At 71.2% G+C, this 17,797-nt stretch carries 22 protein-coding genes and 1 riboswitch; of the genes, 13 read left to right on the top strand and 9 right to left on the bottom strand.

Going from position 1 to position 17,797, the window contains the following annotated elements; translation table 11 throughout:
* Positions 1-21: 21 nt before the first annotated feature.
* A complete protein-coding gene (locus ACW62_RS13885) occupies positions 22-288 on the top strand; it encodes a type II toxin-antitoxin system Phd/YefM family antitoxin (protein ID WP_053204707.1) in 267 nt (88 codons plus the stop codon).
* On the top strand, positions 276-674 hold the full coding sequence (locus ACW62_RS13880) for a PIN domain-containing protein (RefSeq protein ID WP_053204706.1): 399 nt from the start codon (positions 276-278) through the stop codon (positions 672-674). Before ACW62_RS13885 ends, ACW62_RS13880 begins: the two co-directional genes overlap by 13 nt.
* Positions 675-686: 12 nt before the next feature.
* Here the strand turns inward: ACW62_RS13880 and ACW62_RS13875 are convergent, their stop codons facing one another.
* From ACW62_RS13875 to ACW62_RS35235, 3 genes are read right to left on the bottom strand one after another with little or no spacing between them, the layout of a single operon-like run.
* Entirely contained in the window at positions 687-1,007 is a 321-nt protein-coding gene (locus ACW62_RS13875; protein WP_053204705.1) for a DUF202 domain-containing protein, read from the bottom strand.
* Positions 1,008-1,009: 2 nt separating this feature from the next.
* Entirely contained in the window at positions 1,010-1,396 is a 387-nt protein-coding gene (locus tag ACW62_RS13870) for a YidH family protein (RefSeq protein WP_053204704.1), read from the bottom strand.
* Positions 1,393-2,187 carry a hypothetical protein gene (locus ACW62_RS35235; protein WP_205629336.1) on the bottom strand — a complete coding sequence of 265 codons (795 nt, stop codon included), beginning with the start codon at positions 2,185-2,187 and terminating at the stop codon, positions 1,393-1,395. The genes ACW62_RS13870 and ACW62_RS35235 overlap by 4 nt, the downstream gene beginning before the upstream one ends.
* A 252-nt stretch (positions 2,188-2,439) precedes the next feature.
* On the opposite strand from ACW62_RS35235, the gene ACW62_RS13860 reads away from it, so the two are divergent.
* A complete protein-coding gene (locus ACW62_RS13860) occupies positions 2,440-2,667 on the top strand; it encodes a hypothetical protein (protein ID WP_053204703.1) in 228 nt (75 codons plus the stop codon).
* An 8-nt stretch (positions 2,668-2,675) separates the two neighbouring features.
* Here the strand turns inward: ACW62_RS13860 and ACW62_RS13855 are convergent, their stop codons facing one another.
* Entirely contained in the window at positions 2,676-4,076 is a 1,401-nt protein-coding gene (locus ACW62_RS13855; RefSeq protein WP_053204702.1) for an alpha,alpha-trehalose-phosphate synthase (UDP-forming), read from the bottom strand.
* 69 nt (positions 4,077-4,145) lie between these two features.
* Between ACW62_RS13855 and ACW62_RS13850 the strand changes: the two genes are divergently transcribed.
* The 6 genes from ACW62_RS13850 to ACW62_RS13825 all read left to right on the top strand — a co-directional run bounded on the left by ACW62_RS13850 (position 4,146) and on the right by ACW62_RS13825 (position 7,788).
* Positions 4,146-4,400: a DUF3263 domain-containing protein gene (locus tag ACW62_RS13850; RefSeq protein WP_053204701.1), complete on the top strand. Its 255-nt coding sequence runs from the start codon at positions 4,146-4,148 to the stop codon at positions 4,398-4,400.
* Positions 4,401-4,521: 121 nt separating this feature from the next.
* Entirely contained in the window at positions 4,522-5,067 is a 546-nt protein-coding gene (locus ACW62_RS13845; protein WP_053204700.1) for a LytR C-terminal domain-containing protein, read from the top strand.
* Positions 5,064-5,843 carry a trehalose-phosphatase gene (otsB, locus tag ACW62_RS13840; RefSeq protein ID WP_205629335.1) on the top strand — a complete coding sequence of 260 codons (780 nt, stop codon included), beginning with the start codon at positions 5,064-5,066 and terminating at the stop codon, positions 5,841-5,843. The genes ACW62_RS13845 and otsB overlap by 4 nt, the downstream gene beginning before the upstream one ends.
* 42 nt (positions 5,844-5,885) lie before the next feature.
* Entirely contained in the window at positions 5,886-6,101 is a 216-nt protein-coding gene (locus ACW62_RS13835; protein ID WP_053204699.1) for a ribbon-helix-helix protein, CopG family, read from the top strand.
* Positions 6,102-6,123: 22 nt separating this feature from the next.
* Positions 6,124-6,238: riboswitch (SAM riboswitch) on the top strand.
* Between the two features lie 15 nt (positions 6,239-6,253).
* Complete coding sequence (gene thrC, locus ACW62_RS13830) at positions 6,254-7,501, top strand: threonine synthase (protein ID WP_053204698.1); 1,248 nt, start codon at positions 6,254-6,256, stop codon at positions 7,499-7,501.
* Positions 7,502-7,503: 2 nt separating this feature from the next.
* Positions 7,504-7,788, top strand: a complete 285-nt coding sequence (locus ACW62_RS13825) for a ubiquitin-like small modifier protein 1 (RefSeq protein ID WP_053204697.1) — start codon at positions 7,504-7,506, stop codon at positions 7,786-7,788.
* A 31-nt stretch (positions 7,789-7,819) separates the two neighbouring features.
* Here the strand turns inward: ACW62_RS13825 and ACW62_RS34745 are convergent, their stop codons facing one another.
* Positions 7,820-7,975, bottom strand: coding sequence for a hypothetical protein (locus tag ACW62_RS34745; protein WP_169792054.1), 156 nt, complete (start codon positions 7,973-7,975; stop codon positions 7,820-7,822).
* A gap of 4 nt (positions 7,976-7,979) precedes the next feature.
* Positions 7,980-8,705 carry a class E sortase gene (locus ACW62_RS13820; protein WP_053204696.1) on the bottom strand — a complete coding sequence of 242 codons (726 nt, stop codon included), beginning with the start codon at positions 8,703-8,705 and terminating at the stop codon, positions 7,980-7,982.
* A gap of 137 nt (positions 8,706-8,842) precedes the next feature.
* Here ACW62_RS13820 and ACW62_RS13815 point away from each other — a divergent pair, with 137 nt between their 5' ends.
* The 3 genes from ACW62_RS13815 (at position 8,843) to ACW62_RS13805 (ending at position 13,191) form a co-directional block, all read left to right on the top strand.
* Complete coding sequence (locus ACW62_RS13815) at positions 8,843-11,182, top strand: Ig-like domain-containing protein (protein WP_157574742.1); 2,340 nt, start codon at positions 8,843-8,845, stop codon at positions 11,180-11,182.
* A 122-nt stretch (positions 11,183-11,304) separates the two neighbouring features.
* The gene (locus ACW62_RS13810; RefSeq protein WP_157574741.1) at positions 11,305-11,718 is read left to right on the top strand and encodes a hypothetical protein; all 414 of its coding nucleotides are present in this window, start codon (positions 11,305-11,307) and stop codon (positions 11,716-11,718) included.
* Between the two features lie 9 nt (positions 11,719-11,727).
* Entirely contained in the window at positions 11,728-13,191 is a 1,464-nt protein-coding gene (locus tag ACW62_RS13805) for a phytoene desaturase family protein (RefSeq protein ID WP_053204693.1), read from the top strand.
* A 73-nt stretch (positions 13,192-13,264) separates the two neighbouring features.
* Here ACW62_RS13805 and ACW62_RS13800 read toward each other — a convergent pair whose 3' ends face one another.
* Complete coding sequence (locus tag ACW62_RS13800) at positions 13,265-14,152, bottom strand: hypothetical protein (protein ID WP_205629334.1); 888 nt, start codon at positions 14,150-14,152, stop codon at positions 13,265-13,267.
* Positions 14,149-14,613 (bottom strand): hypothetical protein, encoded by a 465-nt coding sequence (locus ACW62_RS13795; protein WP_157574740.1) that lies wholly within the window; start codon positions 14,611-14,613, stop codon positions 14,149-14,151. Before ACW62_RS13795 ends, ACW62_RS13800 begins: the two co-directional genes overlap by 4 nt.
* A 205-nt stretch (positions 14,614-14,818) precedes the next feature.
* Here ACW62_RS13795 and groL point away from each other — a divergent pair, with 205 nt between their 5' ends.
* A complete protein-coding gene (gene groL / locus ACW62_RS13790; RefSeq protein ID WP_053204690.1) occupies positions 14,819-16,447 on the top strand; it encodes a chaperonin GroEL in 1,629 nt (542 codons plus the stop codon).
* A gap of 336 nt (positions 16,448-16,783) precedes the next feature.
* Here the strand turns inward: groL and ACW62_RS13785 are convergent, their stop codons facing one another.
* The gene (locus ACW62_RS13785; RefSeq protein WP_053204689.1) at positions 16,784-17,779 is read right to left on the bottom strand and encodes a helix-turn-helix transcriptional regulator; all 996 of its coding nucleotides are present in this window, start codon (positions 17,777-17,779) and stop codon (positions 16,784-16,786) included.
* Positions 17,780-17,797 lie beyond the last annotated feature (18 nt).

Genomic DNA, 17,797 nt, shown 5'->3' with positions numbered 1-17,797 from the left:
CAATTGTGCTACGGTCGTCATATGGGTGAGCCCGCAAGAATTCCGGTCCGCGACCTCCGCAACCATGTCAGTGAGGTCTTGCGGCGGGTCGAGGCCGGGGAGACGCTCGAGGTCACGGTCAACGAGCGGCCGGTGGCTCTCCTGATTCCCCGCCAGCTCCGGCCCCGCACCCTGCCCGTCAGGGAATTGCTTGCCACGCTGCCGCAGGCCGACAACGCGCTCGGCCGCCAACTCGATACGGCCATGCCCGAGACGACGGATGATCTGGACGACCCGTGGCAGACGTGACAGTCGGGCTGCTCGACACCTCGATCTTCATTGCGCGTGAGTCCGGCCGTCCGATCGATTCACGAGGCGTCCCGCTCGAGGGCGCCGTGAGCGCCGTGACCATCGGCGAGTTGCGGTGGGGCGTGCTCATGGCGCCTGACGACGAGACCAGATCGCGCCGTCTCGACACACTCAACGCGGCTCAGCGGTTCGAGCCGATCGCCATCGACGACCAGGTAGTAGCGGCCTGGGCGTTGCTGCGACAGCGGCTCAAGAGCCAAGGCGGCAAGATGGGCGTGAACGCCTCATGGATCGCCGCGACGGCGATCGCTCACGGATGGCCGATCGTGACCCAGGACCAAGGCTTCCCCGACGGCGTGGCCGGGCTCCAGGTGATCCTGGTCTGACTGCCGTGGTCGTTAGCCGAGCGCGTAGGCGATCTCCAGGGCCGCCAGCAGCAACGTGACCAGCGCGACCAGCCCCGGCAGCTTGCCGTCGGGCAGGGCGCGGTCGGCGTGCAGCGCCTCGTGCGAGCGCCGGTAGCGGCGCCGCGCCAGCAGCAGGACGGCCACCGCGACCGGGGCCACCACCAGCCCGAACACCACCGCGGCCGGGCCGAGCGGCTCGGCCGCCAGCCGGGTGGCGAGGACGACGCCGACCAGCAGCGCGAGCGCCGTGCGGGTCCACGCCAGCGCGGTCCGCTCGTTCTGCGCGCCGTGGTCGTAGGTCCGCTCGGCCATCGTCAGGGCACGACCAGCACGACGACGATGACGAGGGCCGCCACGGCCAGCCCGAACGCGAGCACCGGCGCCAGCGCGGGCGACGGCAGCGGCCGCGACTCCCGCAGCGCCCGTTCCGCCCGGGCCCACCGGAAGAACGCCATGACGCTGCAGGTGGCGCCGAGCACCGACAGCGCCACCACCAGCACCAGCCGCAGCGCGGTGCGGTCGGGGATCTCCAGCGCCTCCAGCGCGATGCCGGCGGCCAGCAGCGCCAGGGCCGTGCGGATCCAGGCCAGGAAGGTCCGTTCGTTGGCGAACGTGAACCGGGGGTCGGGCTCGCTGCCGGCCTCGTAGACGCTGCGCGGCCAGCGGCGGGTGGTGTCGTCGCGGTCCGCGCCGTCGGTCATGATCCGTCGCTCTCGATGTGGAGGGTCGCTCTCGATTGTGTCGGAGGTGTGCTGCGGCGGTGCCGACCGGCCCCCCGCTGGGCCGGTAACCGCAGGTGCCCGGGCCGGACGCCGTTGGCGCTGGCGGCGTCAGCCGGCGGCGGTGGCGGCGGTGCGGCGTCGGCGGGGGTGACCGGCGTGGACGGGGTCGCCGGGGCGACCGGCTCCGGCTGGACGGGCGGCGTCATGGGCCGCAGTGGCTCGGGGTGGGGGAGGCCGAGGCCCAGCAGGTCGGGGCGGACGCCGGCGGGGCGGCCCGGCTCCGGGCGGACGGCGGGCGACTCGGGCGCCGGGGCCGCTGGCGCGGGGGCCGCCCGCTCGGGCGGCGGGGCGACCGTCTCGGGGACCGTCGGCTCGGGCTCCGGGTCCGGCGGCGACGGCGCGGACGGCTCGGGGCCGGGCTCGTACTCGATCGGCCGCGTCTCGCGGGTGACGTCCGGCTCGATCACGGGCTCCGGGAGGACGGCGCTGGGCTGCACCCGCCGCGCCCGCCGTCCGGCGCCCCGGGACGCGACGGGCTGGGCGAACGGGTCGGTGGCGGGGTCGAGCCACTCGATGCTGGTGGCCTCACCGTGGCCGTGGACGGCGACGAGGTCGTCCATCGAGCCCCACAGGCTGGTCGCGGGGTGCGCCGACGCCCAGCGCAGCGCCACGTGGCCGTCGGAGAACACCACGCCGTAGGCCACCACCCCGACCCCGGACACACCGGTGTAGTCGACGTGGCGGACGAGGGCGAACCGTCGTGGGAGCAATCGACCACCGTAACGTTGTGAACTCCGGGCAGGCCCGACGTCACCCCCGTGTCACTCTGGCCTGTGCAGACCTCATCATCGTCGATGCCGCGCGATCCTGTCACGGCGGCCCGCCGATGACACTCCGGGCCAGGGGTGCCGCCCATTGCGGGCCCGGTCCGGGTTACGGTACGTCCCGACTCTCAGTCAACGTTCCCAGGAGTGATCTCGATGGACCCTCGACTGCAGCCCCAGACTCCCGAAGTCGACCCCATGGTGACCACCGCGGTGATGAACGTGCGTGATCGCTTCGGCGCCGAGGGCCTGCGTGATCTCATGGCCGTCGCCCAGCTGGAGCTGCGCAACGTCGAGGCCGCGGAGCGGCGGCTGGCCGCGCTGGCCGAATCGGCGTCCGTTGCCGAGCCGGTCGACGCCGCGGACACGCAGGCCTGGCTGGCCTACCGCGAGGTCGACCCGGACCCGGGCGGCGACCGGCGCTGACGCCGGGGTCAGATCGCCCGCAGCGCGGTGAGGATCTCGGTGGCCCAGCGGCCGATGTCGTGACTGAGGACGTGGTCGCGCAGCAGCTTCATCCGCTGCTCGGCCTCGTCGGGGGCGAGGCGCATGGCGGCCAGCATGGTCCGCTTGAGGCCGTCGATGTCGTGCGGGTTGACCAGGAACGCGCCGTCGCCCATCTCGTCGGCGGCGCCCGCGAACTCCGACAGCACCAGGGCGCCGCGCAGGTCGGACCGGGCGCTGACGTACTCCTTGGCGACCAGGTTCATGCCATCGCGCAGCGGCGTCACCACCATGACGTCGGCGGCCAGCAGCAGTGAGACCAACTCGGGGCGGTCGTAGGACGAGTGCAGGTAGTGCACCGCGGGATGACCGATGCGGCCGTAGTCGCCGTTGATGCGCCCCACTGCAAGCTCGACGTCGTCGCGCAGTGTCTGGTAGGCCTCGACCCGCTCGCGGCTGGGCGTGGCCACCTGCACCAGCACCGCCTCTTCGGGGGTGATGTCGCCCTGCGCGAGCAGTTCGCCGAACGCCTTGAGCCGGTGCCCGATGCCCTTCGTGTAGTCGAGGCGGTCGACGCCGAGCAGGATGTACTTCGGCGAGCCGACCTCCTCGCGGACGGTCGCGGCCCGCTGCTGCACGTCGGGATCGTCGGCCAGCTTGGCCACCTCTTCCACCTCGATCGAGATGGGGAACGAGCGGGCGAGCACCTCGCGGCCGTGGTCGAGCACCAGCGTCTCGTCGACCAGGGTCGCCGACGCGAAGTTCTCGGCCAGCGCCTCGAAGTTGCTGGCCGCGCCGGCCCGCTGGAACCCGACGAGGTCGGCGCCGAGCAGCCCTTCGAGGATCTGCCGCCGCCACGGCAGCTGGGCGAACAGCTCGGTCGGCGGGAACGGGATGTGCAGGAAGAAGCCGATCTTGAGGTCGGGTCGCAGCTCGCGCAGCAGCTGCGGCACCAGCTGCAGCTGGTAGTCCTGGATGAACACGACAGCGTTCTCGGCGGCCACCTCGGCCGCGGCGCGGGCGAAGCGCTGGTTGACGGCGCGGTAGGCGTCCCACCACTCGCGGTGGTACTCGGGCTGGACGATGACGTCGTGGTACAGCGGCCACAGCGTGGCGTTGGAGAACCCCTCGTAGTAGAGCGCGATCTCCTCGGCCGACAGCGGGACGGGCACGAGGTCCATGTCGTCGGTCGAGAACGGCGGCGGCGCGTCGTCGGGCGATCCGGTCCAGCCCACCCACGCGCCGTCGTAGGCGCGCATCACCGGCGCCAACGCGGTGACCAGTCCTCCGGGGCTCCTGCGCCAAGTGGTCGTGCCATCGGCAGCCGTCACCCGATCGACCGGCAGCCGATTGGCGACTACGACGAAACTACTCGTTCCAGTCGTGGACAAATGGGGCCTCCTCGTGCCGACAACGGTAACCCGAGTTGTGATGCATGGTTGTCACAGCCCTTGCCTACGATGGCTGCTATGGACATCCACGAGCGCGAGATCCTCGACTTCGAGCACCGCTGGTGGAAGTACCCAGGCGCCAAGGAACAAGCCGTGCGCAGCGAGTTGGGAATGTCTGCCACGCGCTACTACCAGGTGCTGAACGCGTTGATCGATCGCCCCGAGGCGCTGGCGCACGACCCCCTGCTGGTGCGCCGGTTGCGGCGGCAGCGCTCGCGGCGGCTGCGCACGCAGTCGGGACGCCCGCTCGCTGCGGAGGCATGAGCGTCCGCGTGAGTCCATACGACAGTGTCGCTGATCTTGATCAAGGAAGCCAGAGGCGGAGACACACCCTGGTACGTGGCATCCGTCGCACCACGTGGCGTACGCTCCTGATCCTGTGACGATGAGTGACCGACTCCAGCGGCTCTGGCCGTCGCTCGTCGCGCTCGCCGGCACCGTGGCGGTCGTGCTGGCGCTGCTCTGGTACTTCGGCGACGACACCGGCGACAACTCCGCCGACGACGATGCCGCGGCGGGCGAGACCGTCGAGGAACCGCCGGCCACCGAGCCGCCGCCCACGGAACCGCCGGCCACCGAGCCCCCGGCCACCGAGCCGCCGCCGGAAGAGCCGACCGGGCCGGTCACCGCCGACCCCGAGGTCATGGAGCCGCTCGGCGTGCTGAACCAGACCAGCGAGGACGGGCTCGAGGAACGGGCCAGCGAGCGATTCCAGGAGGGCGGCTGGGAGGTCGCCGCGATGAGCGGATTCACCGGCGAGGTCCCGGAGACCACGGTCTACGTGCCCGAGGGCATGGAGGAGGCGGCCGACGCGCTGGTGGCGCAGTTCCCGGAGATCGGGCGCGTCATGCCGACCGTCGAGCCGTTCAACGACACCCGGCTGGTCATCGTGCTGGTCGACGACTACCTCGACGAGGTCGACTCGCAGTGACGGCCGAGCTGCGGCGGTTGTCCGGCCGGCTGGACCGAACCCTCGTCGCGCTCGACTTCGACGGCGTCCTGTCGCCGATCGTGCCCGACCCGGCGCGGGCGGTCGCGCTGCCCGGCACCGCCGGCGTCCTGACCGCCGTCGCCGCCCGGGTCGCCCAGGTCGCCGTGGTGACCGGCCGGCCCGCCGCCGACGCCGTCCGGCTGGGCGGACTCGCCGACGTGCCCGGCTTGGTGGTGCTCGGACACTACGGCCTGCAACGCTGGTCCGCCGGCGCCCTGACCACGCCCGCCAGCGACGACGGCGTCGACCTCGCCCGGCGGCGGGTGGCCGAGCTGGCCGCCGCCCGGCCCGGCGTCACCGTCGAGGACAAGCACCACTCCGTCGCGCTGCACACCCGGTCCGCGCCCGACCCCGCGGCGGCGCTGGCCGAGCTGCGTCCGCACGCCGACGCTGTCGCCGCCGAGGCGGGGCTGCAGGTGACGCCCGGACGGTTCGTGCTGGAGCTGCGCCCGGTGGGCGTCGACAAGGGCGTGGCGATCCGGTCGCTGGTCGCCGAGACCGGCGCCACCGCCGTCCTCTACGCCGGCGACGACCTCGGCGACCTGCCCGCGGTCGCGGCGGTGCGCGACCTCGCGGCCTCGACGGACCTCGTCGGGCTGGTGGTGTGCTCGGACGCCGAGGAGGCGTCGGCCGAGCTGCGCGACGCGGCCGACGTCGTCGTCCTCGGCCCTCCCGGGGTGCAGGCGCTACTGCGCGAGCTCGCCGCCCTCGACTGACATCGGCTGGAGACTCCGACCTCCCCCTGCCAGCATGGAGCCGTGGAGTTCTCGATCACGTTCACCGAAGAGGAGACCGAGCTGCTGCGCCGCCTCGCGGCTCGGACGGGCCGGTCGCCCGAGGAGGAGGCACGGATCGCCATCCGTGAGTACCTCGTCCGGGCGGGCCGGGCTCCCCGCCGAGGCATGACAAGCATCCACGATGCGATACAAAACCGTCTCACATCGTGGATGCCAGCTGCCTGGATCCAAAACTGACACGTATGGTGACAACCAATTGTCCTCATCCAGAGGAGCCGAGGGACCGGCCCGTCGAAGCTCCGGCAACCGTCCGCGTCGATCAGCGCGACGACGGTGCCAATTCCGGCCCGCCAGCAGGGCGGGAGAGATGAGAAGGGATCCGCAGCAGCATGACCGTCACCGGAACCACCTCCCTGGGGCGCGCCACGCATCTCTCATGTCGTGAGTGCGGCACCACCGTCGAGCTGGGCCCCTATTACGCCTGCATGGAGTGTTTCGGGCCGCTGGAAGTGGCCTATGACTTCGGCTCGATCACCCGCGAGCGCATCGAGAGCGGCCCCCGCTCCATCTGGCGCTACCGCGACCTCCTCCCGGTCCCCGAGACCGTCACCGAGATCCCCAACACCGACCCGGGCTTCACCCCGCTGATCCGCGCCGACAACCTGGCCCGTGAGCTGGGCCTGAAGCGCCTCTGGATCAAGAACGACGCCGCCAACCCCACGCACTCGTTCAAGGACCGCGTGGTGGCGGTCGCACTGGCGGCCGCGCGCGAGCTGGGCTTCAAGGTCCTGGCCTGCCCGTCGACGGGCAATCTCGCGAACGCGGTGGCCGCGGCGGCGGCGCGGGCCGGCATCACCAGCTACGTGTTCATCCCGAGCAACCTCGAGCTGCCGAAGATCGTGACGAGCGCCGTCTACGGCACCACGCTGGTCGCCGTCGAGGGCAACTACGACGACGTCAACCGGCTCGCCTCCGAGCTGGCCGGCGAGCACGACGACTGGGCGTTCGTGAACGTCAACGTGCGGCCGTACTACGCCGAGGGCTCCAAGACGCTCGGCTACGAGACCACCGAGCAACTGGGCTGGCGGCTGCCGAAGCAGGTCGTCATCCCGGTGGCCAGCGGCTCCCAGTTGACGAAGGTCGACAAGGCGTTCCGCGAGCTGGTCCAGCTCGGCCTGGTCGAGGGCGACGCGCCGGCCATCTTCGGTGCGCAGGCCACGGGCTGCTCCCCGGTGGCGACGGCGTTCAAGGCGGGCCACGACATCGTCAAGCCGGTGCGGCCCGACACCATCGCGAAGTCGCTGGCCATCGGCAACCCCGCCGACGGGCCCTACGTGCTCGACGTCGCGCGGCGCACGGGCGGCGCCGTCGAGGACGTCAGCGACGACGAGGTGGTCGACGGCATCCGGCTGCTGGCCCGCACCGAGGGCATCTTCGCCGAGACCGCCGGCGGCGTCACCGTCGCCGTCCTGGCCAAGCTGCTGCGCGCGGGGCAGCTCGACCCCGACGCCGAGACCGTCATCTTCAACACCGGCGACGGGCTCAAGACGCTCGACGCCGTCTCGTCCGTGGTCGGCCCCGCCGGCACCATCGCACCCACTACCGAGGCGTTCCACGGCCTCGTCAACGGAGGCTGAACATGAGCGTCGCCGTACGCGTCCCGACCATCCTGCGCACGTACACGAAGGGCGAGTCCGACGTCACCGTCGAGGTGGCCGACGGCGCCACCCTGGCCGACGTGCTGGGTGCGCTCGACGTCGCCTATCCCGGCATCGGCGCACGCGTCCTCGACGACACCGGCCAGATCCGCCGCTTCGTCAACGTCTACGTGAACGAGGACGACGTGCGCTTCTCCGACGGCCTGCAGACGCCGACGCCTGCGGGCGCCAAGGTGTCGGTCATCCCGGCGGTCGCCGGCGGCTGACGCCGTCGACGACCCGCCCGCGAGGTCGCCGTCAGCCGACGGTGACCTCGCTGATGTTGAACACGTCCTCTGCCCAGGGGAAGATCCAAATGAACAGCGCGTAGACGAGCGCGGCGATGAGGACCAGGTAGATGAGCAGCCGAAGGGGCCACGGTCCCGGCAGGTGCCGCCAGATCCAGGCGTACATCTGTCTAGACTTCCTCTCCGCCGATCAGGATGCCGGTCGCATACATACGGTGTGACGAGCCCCACCGCGGCCAGCACGTGGTGAGCGTGATGCGCCGCTCGGTCGCCTCGGTGTCCTTGGTTTCGCCCGGCACGGGGTCGACCACCCAGCTGTCCCTGATGCCGATCTTGTTGCCGTCGGGGTCGCCGTTCGGCGCGCTGTCCAGTTCGTAGAGGTACGTGCCGGTGGCGGTCTCGACCTCGATGATGTCGCCGACCTGCAACTCGGGGAACTGGGCGAACGGTTCGCCGTGTCCCGAACGGTGCGCGGCGATGGAGAAGTTCCCGACCTCGCCGGGGTCGACGCTCGTGAGGTAGTGGCCGGGCCCGTTCTTGAGGTCGGAGTCCTCGGTGCCCTGGATGATGACCCACTCCCAGTCGTCGCCGAAGCGGGGGATGCGGATGATGCCGTAGGCGTCGCCGACCTCGAGCTGGTCGAGTGGGATCGGCTCCTTCTCGACCACGCCGGAGTCGAGCCCGAGTTGGTCGCGCAGGTCGTCCTGAGCGTTGGCGGTCTGGATGCCGGTGCCCCACAGCGTGTAGACCACGAACAACAGCACGACGGCGCCCGCGGTGAGCATGAACTCGCCGACGCCGCCCGCTATGAGGGCGGCGACGTTGCGCTTGGGCGCCGGCTGCGGAGTGTTCCGGCGGGAGGCTTTGCGGCGCCCCCGGTCCGCCTTGCGATGCATGCCCAAGAGCCTAACCGCCGACCCGCGGTGCTCGTGAGCTGATCACGACGAGAGGGGTCGAATCGGAAAATCAGGTCTGCTAACGTACCGCGAGCATGTGCCCTGAGAATCGTTGAATCTTCAGGAGATATGAACCAATGAAACGCACAATGACACGGCGGCTGCTGGCCGCGGTGGCGGTGACCGGGACGGGCGCACTCGCGTTCGCCGGCGCCGTGCCGGCAAACGCCTCTGATGACCTGACTGACCTGGTCGATCTCAAGTCCGACGAGGTCGTGGCGCGCTCTCTCGAGGTCGCGGCCGACCGAGCCGAGCTTGCCCTCGACACCGTGCGGGAACTGGTCGAGTCCGGACAGGCCATGGTGGGCGACAGCGGCACGCTGTCGTACACCGACCGCTTCGACGCTCCCGACGGACACGCCGACGAGCTGGCCCCTGCGGCCGACGTCCCGGGTGACCCCGCGGGCGGCTCGAAGCCGGGCGCGGCGTTCACCGTCTACCTCGACTTCGACGGCGCGACGGTGCAGAACACCGAGTGGAACCGGTCGTACGAGGAGGACGTGTTCGAGCTGTCCGCCAACGCGGCCGCCTCCGACGCCGACTACGTGTACCAGGTGTGGGCGCGGGTGGCGGAGGACTACGCGCCCTTCGACGTCAACGTCACCACCACTGACCCGGGCGCCGACGCGCTTTACAAGACGTCCGACGACGACGGCGAGTACGGCATGACGGCCGTCATCACCGACACCACGGACATCGCTCCGGCCGACCAGGCCAGCGGGCGGGCCTGGGTGGGCGGGTTCGGCAACGAGTTCCTGTCGCCGGCCATGATCTTCGCGCCCATCGCGCGGGACAGCAACGCCCCCGACGTCGGCAACATCGTGTCGCATGAGGTCGGTCACACGCTGAACCTGGCGCACGACGGCATCGGCGGCGACGAGTACTACGGTGACACCCTGGCCGAGCCCGCCTCGCTGTGGGGCCCGATCATGGGCGCGCCGTGGTCGACGCCGCTGTCGCAGTGGTCGCCCGGTGACTACGCCGGCGCCACGAACACCCAGGACGACCTCGCCGAGATCACCGCCGACACCACGCTGCAGACGTTCGCGGCGTTCGACGGCGACGTCATGTGGAACGACATCTTCTGCACCGACGCCGCGGACCCGAACAACCCGCAGCCCGGTGACCTCGCGTTCAAGCCGGGCCCGGATGAGGCCAACCCGTGCTCCCCGTACGGCGAGGAGCTGACGCTGGAGTTCTACTACGCCGGCCGGGCCGCGTACGCGGCCGACGACCACGCTGACGTGCTCGACGACGCCACCGCGCTCGACAACGGCTCCGGCGAGTTCACCGAGGCGGGCGTCATCTCGCAGTCCGGTGAGCGCGACGTGTTCTCGCTCGTCACCGGTGGTGGCCCGGTCACCATCTCGGCCGAGGGCGCCAGCGTCGGCGCGAACCTGGACATCAACCTCGAGCTGATCGACTCCGCGGGTGACCTCGTCGCCGAGGCCAACCCCGAGACGGCCACCGACCTCGGCAGCTCGCCCACCGACCGCACGGCCTCCGGCCTCAACGCTCAGATCGAGACCGAGCTGGAGACCGGCCTGTACTACGTGCGGGTCACCGGCGCGGGCCAGGGCGACCCGGCGGCGAACACGCCGAGCAACGGGTCCGGCTACGCCGAGTACGGCAGCCTGGGCAACTACTCGGTGACCGGTACGGCCGCCGCGTTCGAGGCCGCGCCGATCACGATCATCTCGCCGGAGGACGGCGAGGAGGTCCAGCCGTCGCCGGTGGAGATCACCGGCTCGGCCGAGCCCGGCTCGACGGTGACGCTCACGGTCGGCGACGAGGTCGTCGGCGAGGGCAGCACCGATGACGAGGGCACCTGGAGCATCGTCCTGACCGCCGACCTGCCCTACGGCGAGTCGACGATCACGGCTCAGCAGACGGTCGGCACCATCAAGGTGCCGGAGACCGCGTCGGTGACGCTCGTGGTCGCGGTCGACCCGCCGACCATCGTGCGGCCGGTCGACGGCGACACCGCCACCACGGCCACGCCGGCGTTCAGCGGCGAGGGCCTGGCGGGCGCGTCCGTCGAGCTGAGCATCACCTGCGGCGAGGAGACCTGGGCCGGCACGGCCGAGGTCGACGGCGAGGGCGCGTGGACGTTCACGCCCGAGCAGAACCTCCCCAACGGTGAGTGCACCGTCACCGCGGTCCAGACGATCAACGGCGTCACCTCGGCGCAGACCGAGCCGGTGTCGTTCACCGTCGACGTCGCGGGTGACGACGAGGGCTCCGAGGACGGCGGCGACAACGGCGCCGAGGACGGCGGCGACGGCGGCACGGAGGACGGCGACGACCTGCCCGACACCGGCGCGTCGATGAACCCGCTCGTCCTGACCGCCGGCCTGCTGCTGCTCGGCCTGGGTGGTGCGCTGTACGCGCGCACCCGGCGGAGCGTGACCGGCTGACGTCAGTAACCCCTGCGACGGGGCCCGGGACCACGTGGTCCCGGGCCCCGTCCGTGTTCCGGGCCGCCCACACGAAACCGCGGCCGCGTCCCGTGCGTCAGACTCAGGAAGGAGGAACCGACGTGTCTGACACCGCTCAGCAGCAACGCCGCCGCACCGTGTTCGCCGTGGGGGCCGCCGTCGTCGTGGTGGCGCTGGCCGTGGTGCTCGCGGTCTGGCTGACCCGCGATTCCGGCGACGACGACGGCTCCGTCGCAGTGCCGTCCGCCCAGCCGCCGGCCGACACCCCGACGTCCGGCGACGGCTCCGCCGCACAGGCCCAAGGCGACGTGCTGCCGCAGGCGATGAGCGGCCAGGACGCCGTCGACGCGCTGGGCGACCAGCTCGAGTACGTCGCCGAGCTCAACGCGATGAGCGCCGACGAACTGCGCGATCTGCTGCTTCGCGACGCCTCCGTGCAGGTCGCGCCGAGCGGCCGGCTGATGTACGAGGACCGGATGACACCGCCCGCCACGCCGGAGTCAGCGCCGTCGTAGGATGACGGCGTGCAGGCGTCCGAACAGTGCGACGCCGTCGTCGTCGGGTCCGGCCCGAATGGGCTGGCGGCGGCGGTGGTGCTCGCCCGGGCCGGTCTCGAGGTCCGGGTCTACGAGGCGCAGCGCACCGTCGGCGGCGGCGCGCGCACTCTCGATCTCGGCCTGGCGCCGGGCATCGTCCACGACATCTGCTCGGCGGTGCACCCCATGGCCGCCGCGTCGCCGTTCTTCCGCGCCTTCGACCTCGTCGCGCGCGGCGTCCAGCTGAACTACCCCGAGGTCTCCTACGCGCAGCCGCTCGACGGTGGGCGCGCGGGCATCGCCTACCGCGACCTCGACCGCACCGTCGAGGGCCTGGGCCCCGACGGCCGGGCCTGGCGGCGGCTCATGCGCCCGCTGGTGCGGCACGCGCCGGCCGTCGTCGACCTGGCCCTCTCCGACCGCCGCAGCCTGCCGCCCGACCTGCTGACGGCGGCCCAGTTCGCACTGTCGATGCTCGAGCAGGGCACCGGACTGGGCAAGCTGCGCTGGTCCGACGAGATCGCGCCGGCGCTGCTGATGGGCGTCGCGGCGCACGCCATCACACCCATCCCCACGCTCACCGCGGCCGGCACGGCGCTCTCGCTGGGCGCGCTGGCGCACTCGCCGGGCTGGCCGCTGCCGGTCGGCGGCAGCCAGTCCATCATCGACGCGCTGGTGGCCGACCTCGAGGCGCACGGCGGCAGCGTCCAGCGTGGCGTCGAGGTCACCTCGATGGCGCAGCTGCCGAAGGCGCGCGCGTACCTGTTCGACACCAACCCGTGGACCCTCGCCAGCATCCTCGGCGAGCAGTTGCCGGCCCGCTACCGTCGCGCCATCGACCGGTTCAAGGCCGGCAACGCGGCCGCCAAGGTCGACTTCGTGCTCTCCGGCCCGGTGCCGTGGGCGCATCCGGAGGTCCGCCGGGCCGGCACCATCCACGTCGGCGGCACGCTGGCGGAGATGTCGCTGGCCGAGGCCGACGTCAAGGCCGGCCGGCACGCCGAGCGGCCGATGATCCTCGCCTCCGACCCGGCGCTGTTCGACCCCTCCCGAGAGGTGGGCGGGCTGCGGCCGTTCTGGTCGTACACCCACGTGCCGGCCGGCTCCACCGTCGACGTCGGCGACGTCGTGCAGGCGCAGATCGAACGGTTCGCGCCCGGCTTCGGCGACGTCGTCGTCGAGCGGCACACCATCCCGGCGGCGAAGATGGCCGACCACAACGCCAACTACCGCGACGGTGACATCGCCGCCGGCGCCATGACGTTCTGGCAGCTCTTCTCCCGGCCCACGCTGGCCTGGAACCCGTACGCCACCCCCGTCCCAGGCGTCTACCTCTGCTCCGGGTCGACGCCGCCCGGCCCGGCGGTGCACGGCATGAGCGGCCTCAACGCCGCCAAGCGGGCGCTCAAGGCGCGGTTCGGGATCGGCCAGGTGCCGTCACTCGCCCCCTGAGCGACGAGGCCAGGGCGCCAGTTCCATGATCATCAACCTTCCTGGTCGCCAGGGCAACCCAAAAGGTTGATGATCATGGTCGCGCGGTTCGGGATCGGCCGGGTGCCGTCACTCGCGCCTTGAGCCGCTGCGCCACCGGCACCAGCCGCTCCAGCGGCAGGAACGCCAGCCAGCAGATGACCGTCGGCAGGAAGTGGATGCCGAGGGCCAGGTAGGTCATCAGGTGGAAGCCGGCGAACGTGACGACCGCCAGGTACAGCGCCTTGCCCTTGAGCCACAGCACCACGGGCGACAGGAACTCGATGATGATCAGGCCCCACTGGGCGACGATCAGCAGCCACGGATAGTCGGTGGTCCAGCGCACGAGGTCGGAGCCGCGCCGCATGATCGCCCAGATGAAGACCGCGCCGTTGGCCCACGTGGCCGGCGAGCCGCTGCGCACCCACTTGACGACGGCCGACGCGAAGTAGGTCGCGATGACCGACACCTGGATGCAGCGGAACGCCCAGCCGGCCGACTCGCTGGAGTCGGTGTCGGTGAACTTGGCCCGGCCGATGGTCGGCAGCACGACGACCGCCACCATCAGCGCCAGGTGGTCGTGCGAGACGTAGCCGTAGCCCTGGCTGAACACCATCCACTGCAAGTACGCGATGGCGACGATCCAGCCGGCGACGCGGGGCAGGAACCCGGTCGCGGCGACCAGGCAGCCGACGACGATGACGATCTGCAGCGTCTGCGCCAGCGGCACCGACGGCTCCGGCAGCGGCAGCACCCGGCCGACCCACATCGGGTAGTACAGCTCCGGCGCGTGCGCCATCGGGATGACGTCGTTGGTGAGCCGGAAGATGTCGTAGAGCACGAACAGGTAGATCGCGACCCGCAGCACGGCCACCCGGGCCAGCGGGACCGGCCGGGTCCACCAGCCGACGACGGCGCGCCCGGCGTCGAGTGCGCGGCTCACCGCTCCACCTCCCACGACGTCAGTTGCTCGATCTCCGGCTCGCCCTGCTGGATGCCGTCCTCCAGCTGGTACGTGCTGCGCATGACGTAGAGCGCGACGTACGGGTCGGCGTCGGGGTGCAGCTCGGACCAGGAGTTCGCGATGGCCTGCAGCAGCGACGGATCGTCGACGATGCGGTTCAGCTGGGACTCGATGTCGGCCCGGCCGACGCCGACGCCCTGCGGGTTGAGCGGCACCCGCACCCGCTCGCCGCTCTCGGTGTCGGCCATCATGTAGACGGAGCGGACGGTGCCGTCGAGGTCGCGCGGCGTGGCGTATTGCGACAGCGAGCCGAGCGGGAAGTAGTCGTTGGTGTCCTGGAGCTGGCCCATGGTCAGGATCACCAGGGCCACGCCGGTGACGCCGAGTCGCCAGGCCAAGCCACGCCGGGAGATGCGCCGGACGGCCGGTTCGGAACTCACAGCCCGGGAGTATACGGGGTATAGGGCAGCGCTTGCACTCTCCATGGCAGAGTGCTAAACACGTTGTTAGCACTCTCGAGGTGAGAGTGACAGCACTTCGGATCGGCGAGGCCGTGGGAGCCCGGTGACAGGAGCCGGGAGCCGGCGGCCGTCCGTCGCGGGCGTCGAGCCGGATTTCCACCCGCTATGGGAGGACCAGGAACCCATGCCAAAGATCATTGCCTTTGACGAAGAGGCGCGGCGTGGCCTCGAGCGTGGCATGAACACTCTTGCCGACGCCGTCAGGGTCACTCTTGGCCCGAAGGGCCGTAACGTCGTGCTGGAGAAGAAGTGGGGCGCCCCCACGATCACCAACGACGGTGTGTCGATCGCCAAGGAGATCGAGCTCGAGGACCCGTGGGAGAAGATCGGGGCCGAGCTCGTCAAGGAGGTCGCGAAGAAGACCGACGACGTCGCCGGTGACGGCACGACGACGGCGACCGTGCTGGCCCAGGCGATGGTCCGTGAGGGCCTGCGCAACGTGGCGGCGGGTGCGAACCCGATCGCGCTGAAGCGGGGCATCGAGCGGGCCGTCGAGGCCATCTCGGAGCAGCTGCTGTCGACGGCGCGTGAGGTCGAGACCAAGGAGCAGATCGCCGCCACCGCGTCGATCTCGGCCGGCGACTCGCAGATCGGCGAGCTCATCGCCGAGGCGATGGACAAGGTCGGCAAGGAAGGCGTCATCACCGTCGAGGAGAGCAACACCTTCGGGCTGGAGCTCGAGCTCACCGAGGGCATGCGCTTCGACAAGGGCTACATCTCGGGCTACTTCGTCACCGACCCGGAGCGTCAGGAGGCGACCCTCGAGGACGCCTACGTGCTGCTGGTCGAGTCGAAGATCTCCAGCGTCAAGGACCTGCTGCCGCTGCTCGAGAAGGTCATGCAGGGCGGCAAGCCGCTGCTGATCATCGCCGAGGACCTCGAGGGCGAGGCTCTGGCCACGCTGGTGGTCAACAAGATCCGTGGCACCTTCAAGTCCACCGCCGTCAAGGCGCCGGGCTTCGGCGACCGCCGCAAGGCCATGCTGCAGGACATCGCCATCCTCACCGGTGGCCAGGTCATCAGCGAGACCGTCGGCCTCAAGCTGGAGAACGCGACCCTCGACCTGCTCGGGCAGGCCCGTAAGGTCGTCGTCACCAAGGACGAGACCACGATCGTCGAGGGTGCGGGCGACGCCGAGCAGATCGCCGGCCGCGTGTCGCAGATCCGGGCGGAGATCGAGAACTCCGACTCCGACTACGACCGCGAGAAGCTGCAGGAGCGGCTGGCCAAGCTGGCCGGCGGCGTGGCCGTCATCAAGGCGGGCGCGGCGACCGAGGTCGAGCTGAAGGAGCGCAAGCACCGCATCGAGGACGCCGTTCGCAACGCGAAGGCGGCCGTCGAGGAGGGCATCGTCGCCGGTGGCGGCGTGGCGCTCATCCAGGCCGGTGCGGCCGCGTTCGAGAAGCTCGAGCTCGAGGGCGACGAGGCCACCGGTGCCAACATCGTCAAGGTGGCCGTCGAGGCGCCGCTGAAGCAGATCGCGATCAACGCCGGTCTCGAGGGCGGGGTCGTGGCGGAGAAGGTGCGCAGCCTGCCGGCTGGTCAGGGCCTGAACGCCGCCACCGGTGAGTACGTGGACATGCTGGCCGAGGGCATCAACGACCCGGTCAAGGTGACCCGGTCGGCGCTGCAGAACGCCGCGTCCATCGCCGGTCTGTTCCTCACCACCGAGGCCGTCGTCGCGGACAAGCCGGAGAAGACCCCGGCCGCTCCCGCCGACCCCAGCGGTGGCATGGGCGGCATGGACTTCTGAGTCCGGCCGTTCCCTAGCACGACCAGCATCACCGTACGAGGGCGGTACCCCAGCCGGGGTGCCGCCCTCGTCCGCATTTCAGCCCAGCGTCACGGGTTCTGGAGCTCGGGCCAGTCCTCCTGTTCCAACCCGTCCGGGAGGGTGGCCGCGAGCCGCCGTTCGTCCATCCTCAGCACTTCGCGCGCTGCGGGCGTGCCCATGGACGCCTGCACAGCTGTCCAGAAGGCGGCTCGATCCTCACTCGGCTCGGACGCGGTCGTTGGCACGCTTTGAGTCTCCAGCCGAGCCTGGCCAGCCGTCAATCGGTCCGTGCCACGACTCCACCCATGAACATGATCATGGGGCAGGGGCAGGGGCAGGGGCAGGGGCAGGGGCAGGGGCCGAGTCCGCGGCGCGGACGTAGCGGGCGGCCTGGCGGCGCAGGTGGTCGGCGAACTCCGGCGGGTCGAGCACGTCGAAGTCGACGTCGAGCATGGCGGTGTAGACGGCGATCATCTCGTAGCTGTCGGCGCCGGTGTGGATGACGCAGGTCTGCTCGCTCTCCGGCTCGACGGTGATCGTCGCCGGCAGCCTGCTGGCGACGGCGTCGGCCGGCGCGTGCAGCCGCAGCGTCGCGCGGTACCGCCACAGCGCGAGGTCCAGGCCGCGGTTGACGAAGTCGGCGACGTCGCCGCCGGGGTCGGGGCGCGGTGCGAACCGCGGACCGGTCGGGATCGTCGGCGTCATCCGGTCGACGCGGAAGGTGCGCCAGTCGGACCGGCCGACGTCCCAGGCGACGAGGTACCAGCGGCGGCCGCGGTTGACCAGCCGGTGCGGCTCGACCTCGCGCCGTGACGAGCCGCCGTCGTGGCCGACGTAGTCGAAGCGGAGCCGCTCGTGGTCGCGGACGGTGGCCGCGATGGCCGTCAGCACGTCCGAGTCCACCGACGGCCCGGCCACCGGCAGCGGCACGGTCGCCGCCGACAGCGCCGTCACCCGGTGCCGCAGCCGCGTCGGAAGCACCTGCTCCAACTTCGCCAGCGCCCGCACCGACGTCTCCTCGATGCCGGTGACGGAGCCGCCGGCGGCCGTCCGCAGCCCGACCGCGACCGCTACCGCCTCCTCGTCGTCGAGCAGCAGCGGCGGCATGGCCGCGCCGGAGCCGAGCCGGTAGCCGCCGGACACGCCGGGCGTGGCGTCGACCGGATAGCCCAGCGTGCGCAGCCGGTCGACGTCGCGGCGGACGGTGCGCACGGCGACGCCGAGCCGGTCGGCGAGGTCGGCGCTGGCCCACTCGCGGCGCAGTTGCAGCAATGACAGCAGCTTCAGCAGCCGGGCCGAGGTTTCCACCATTCCTCGATTCTGGCAGCA

Source organism: Jiangella muralis, from assembly GCF_001270745.1.
Lineage (GTDB): Bacteria > Actinomycetota > Actinomycetes > Jiangellales > Jiangellaceae > Jiangella > Jiangella muralis.
Note: the sequence above shows the minus strand (reverse complement) of the source record. Positions and strands in the feature narration are given on the sequence as shown.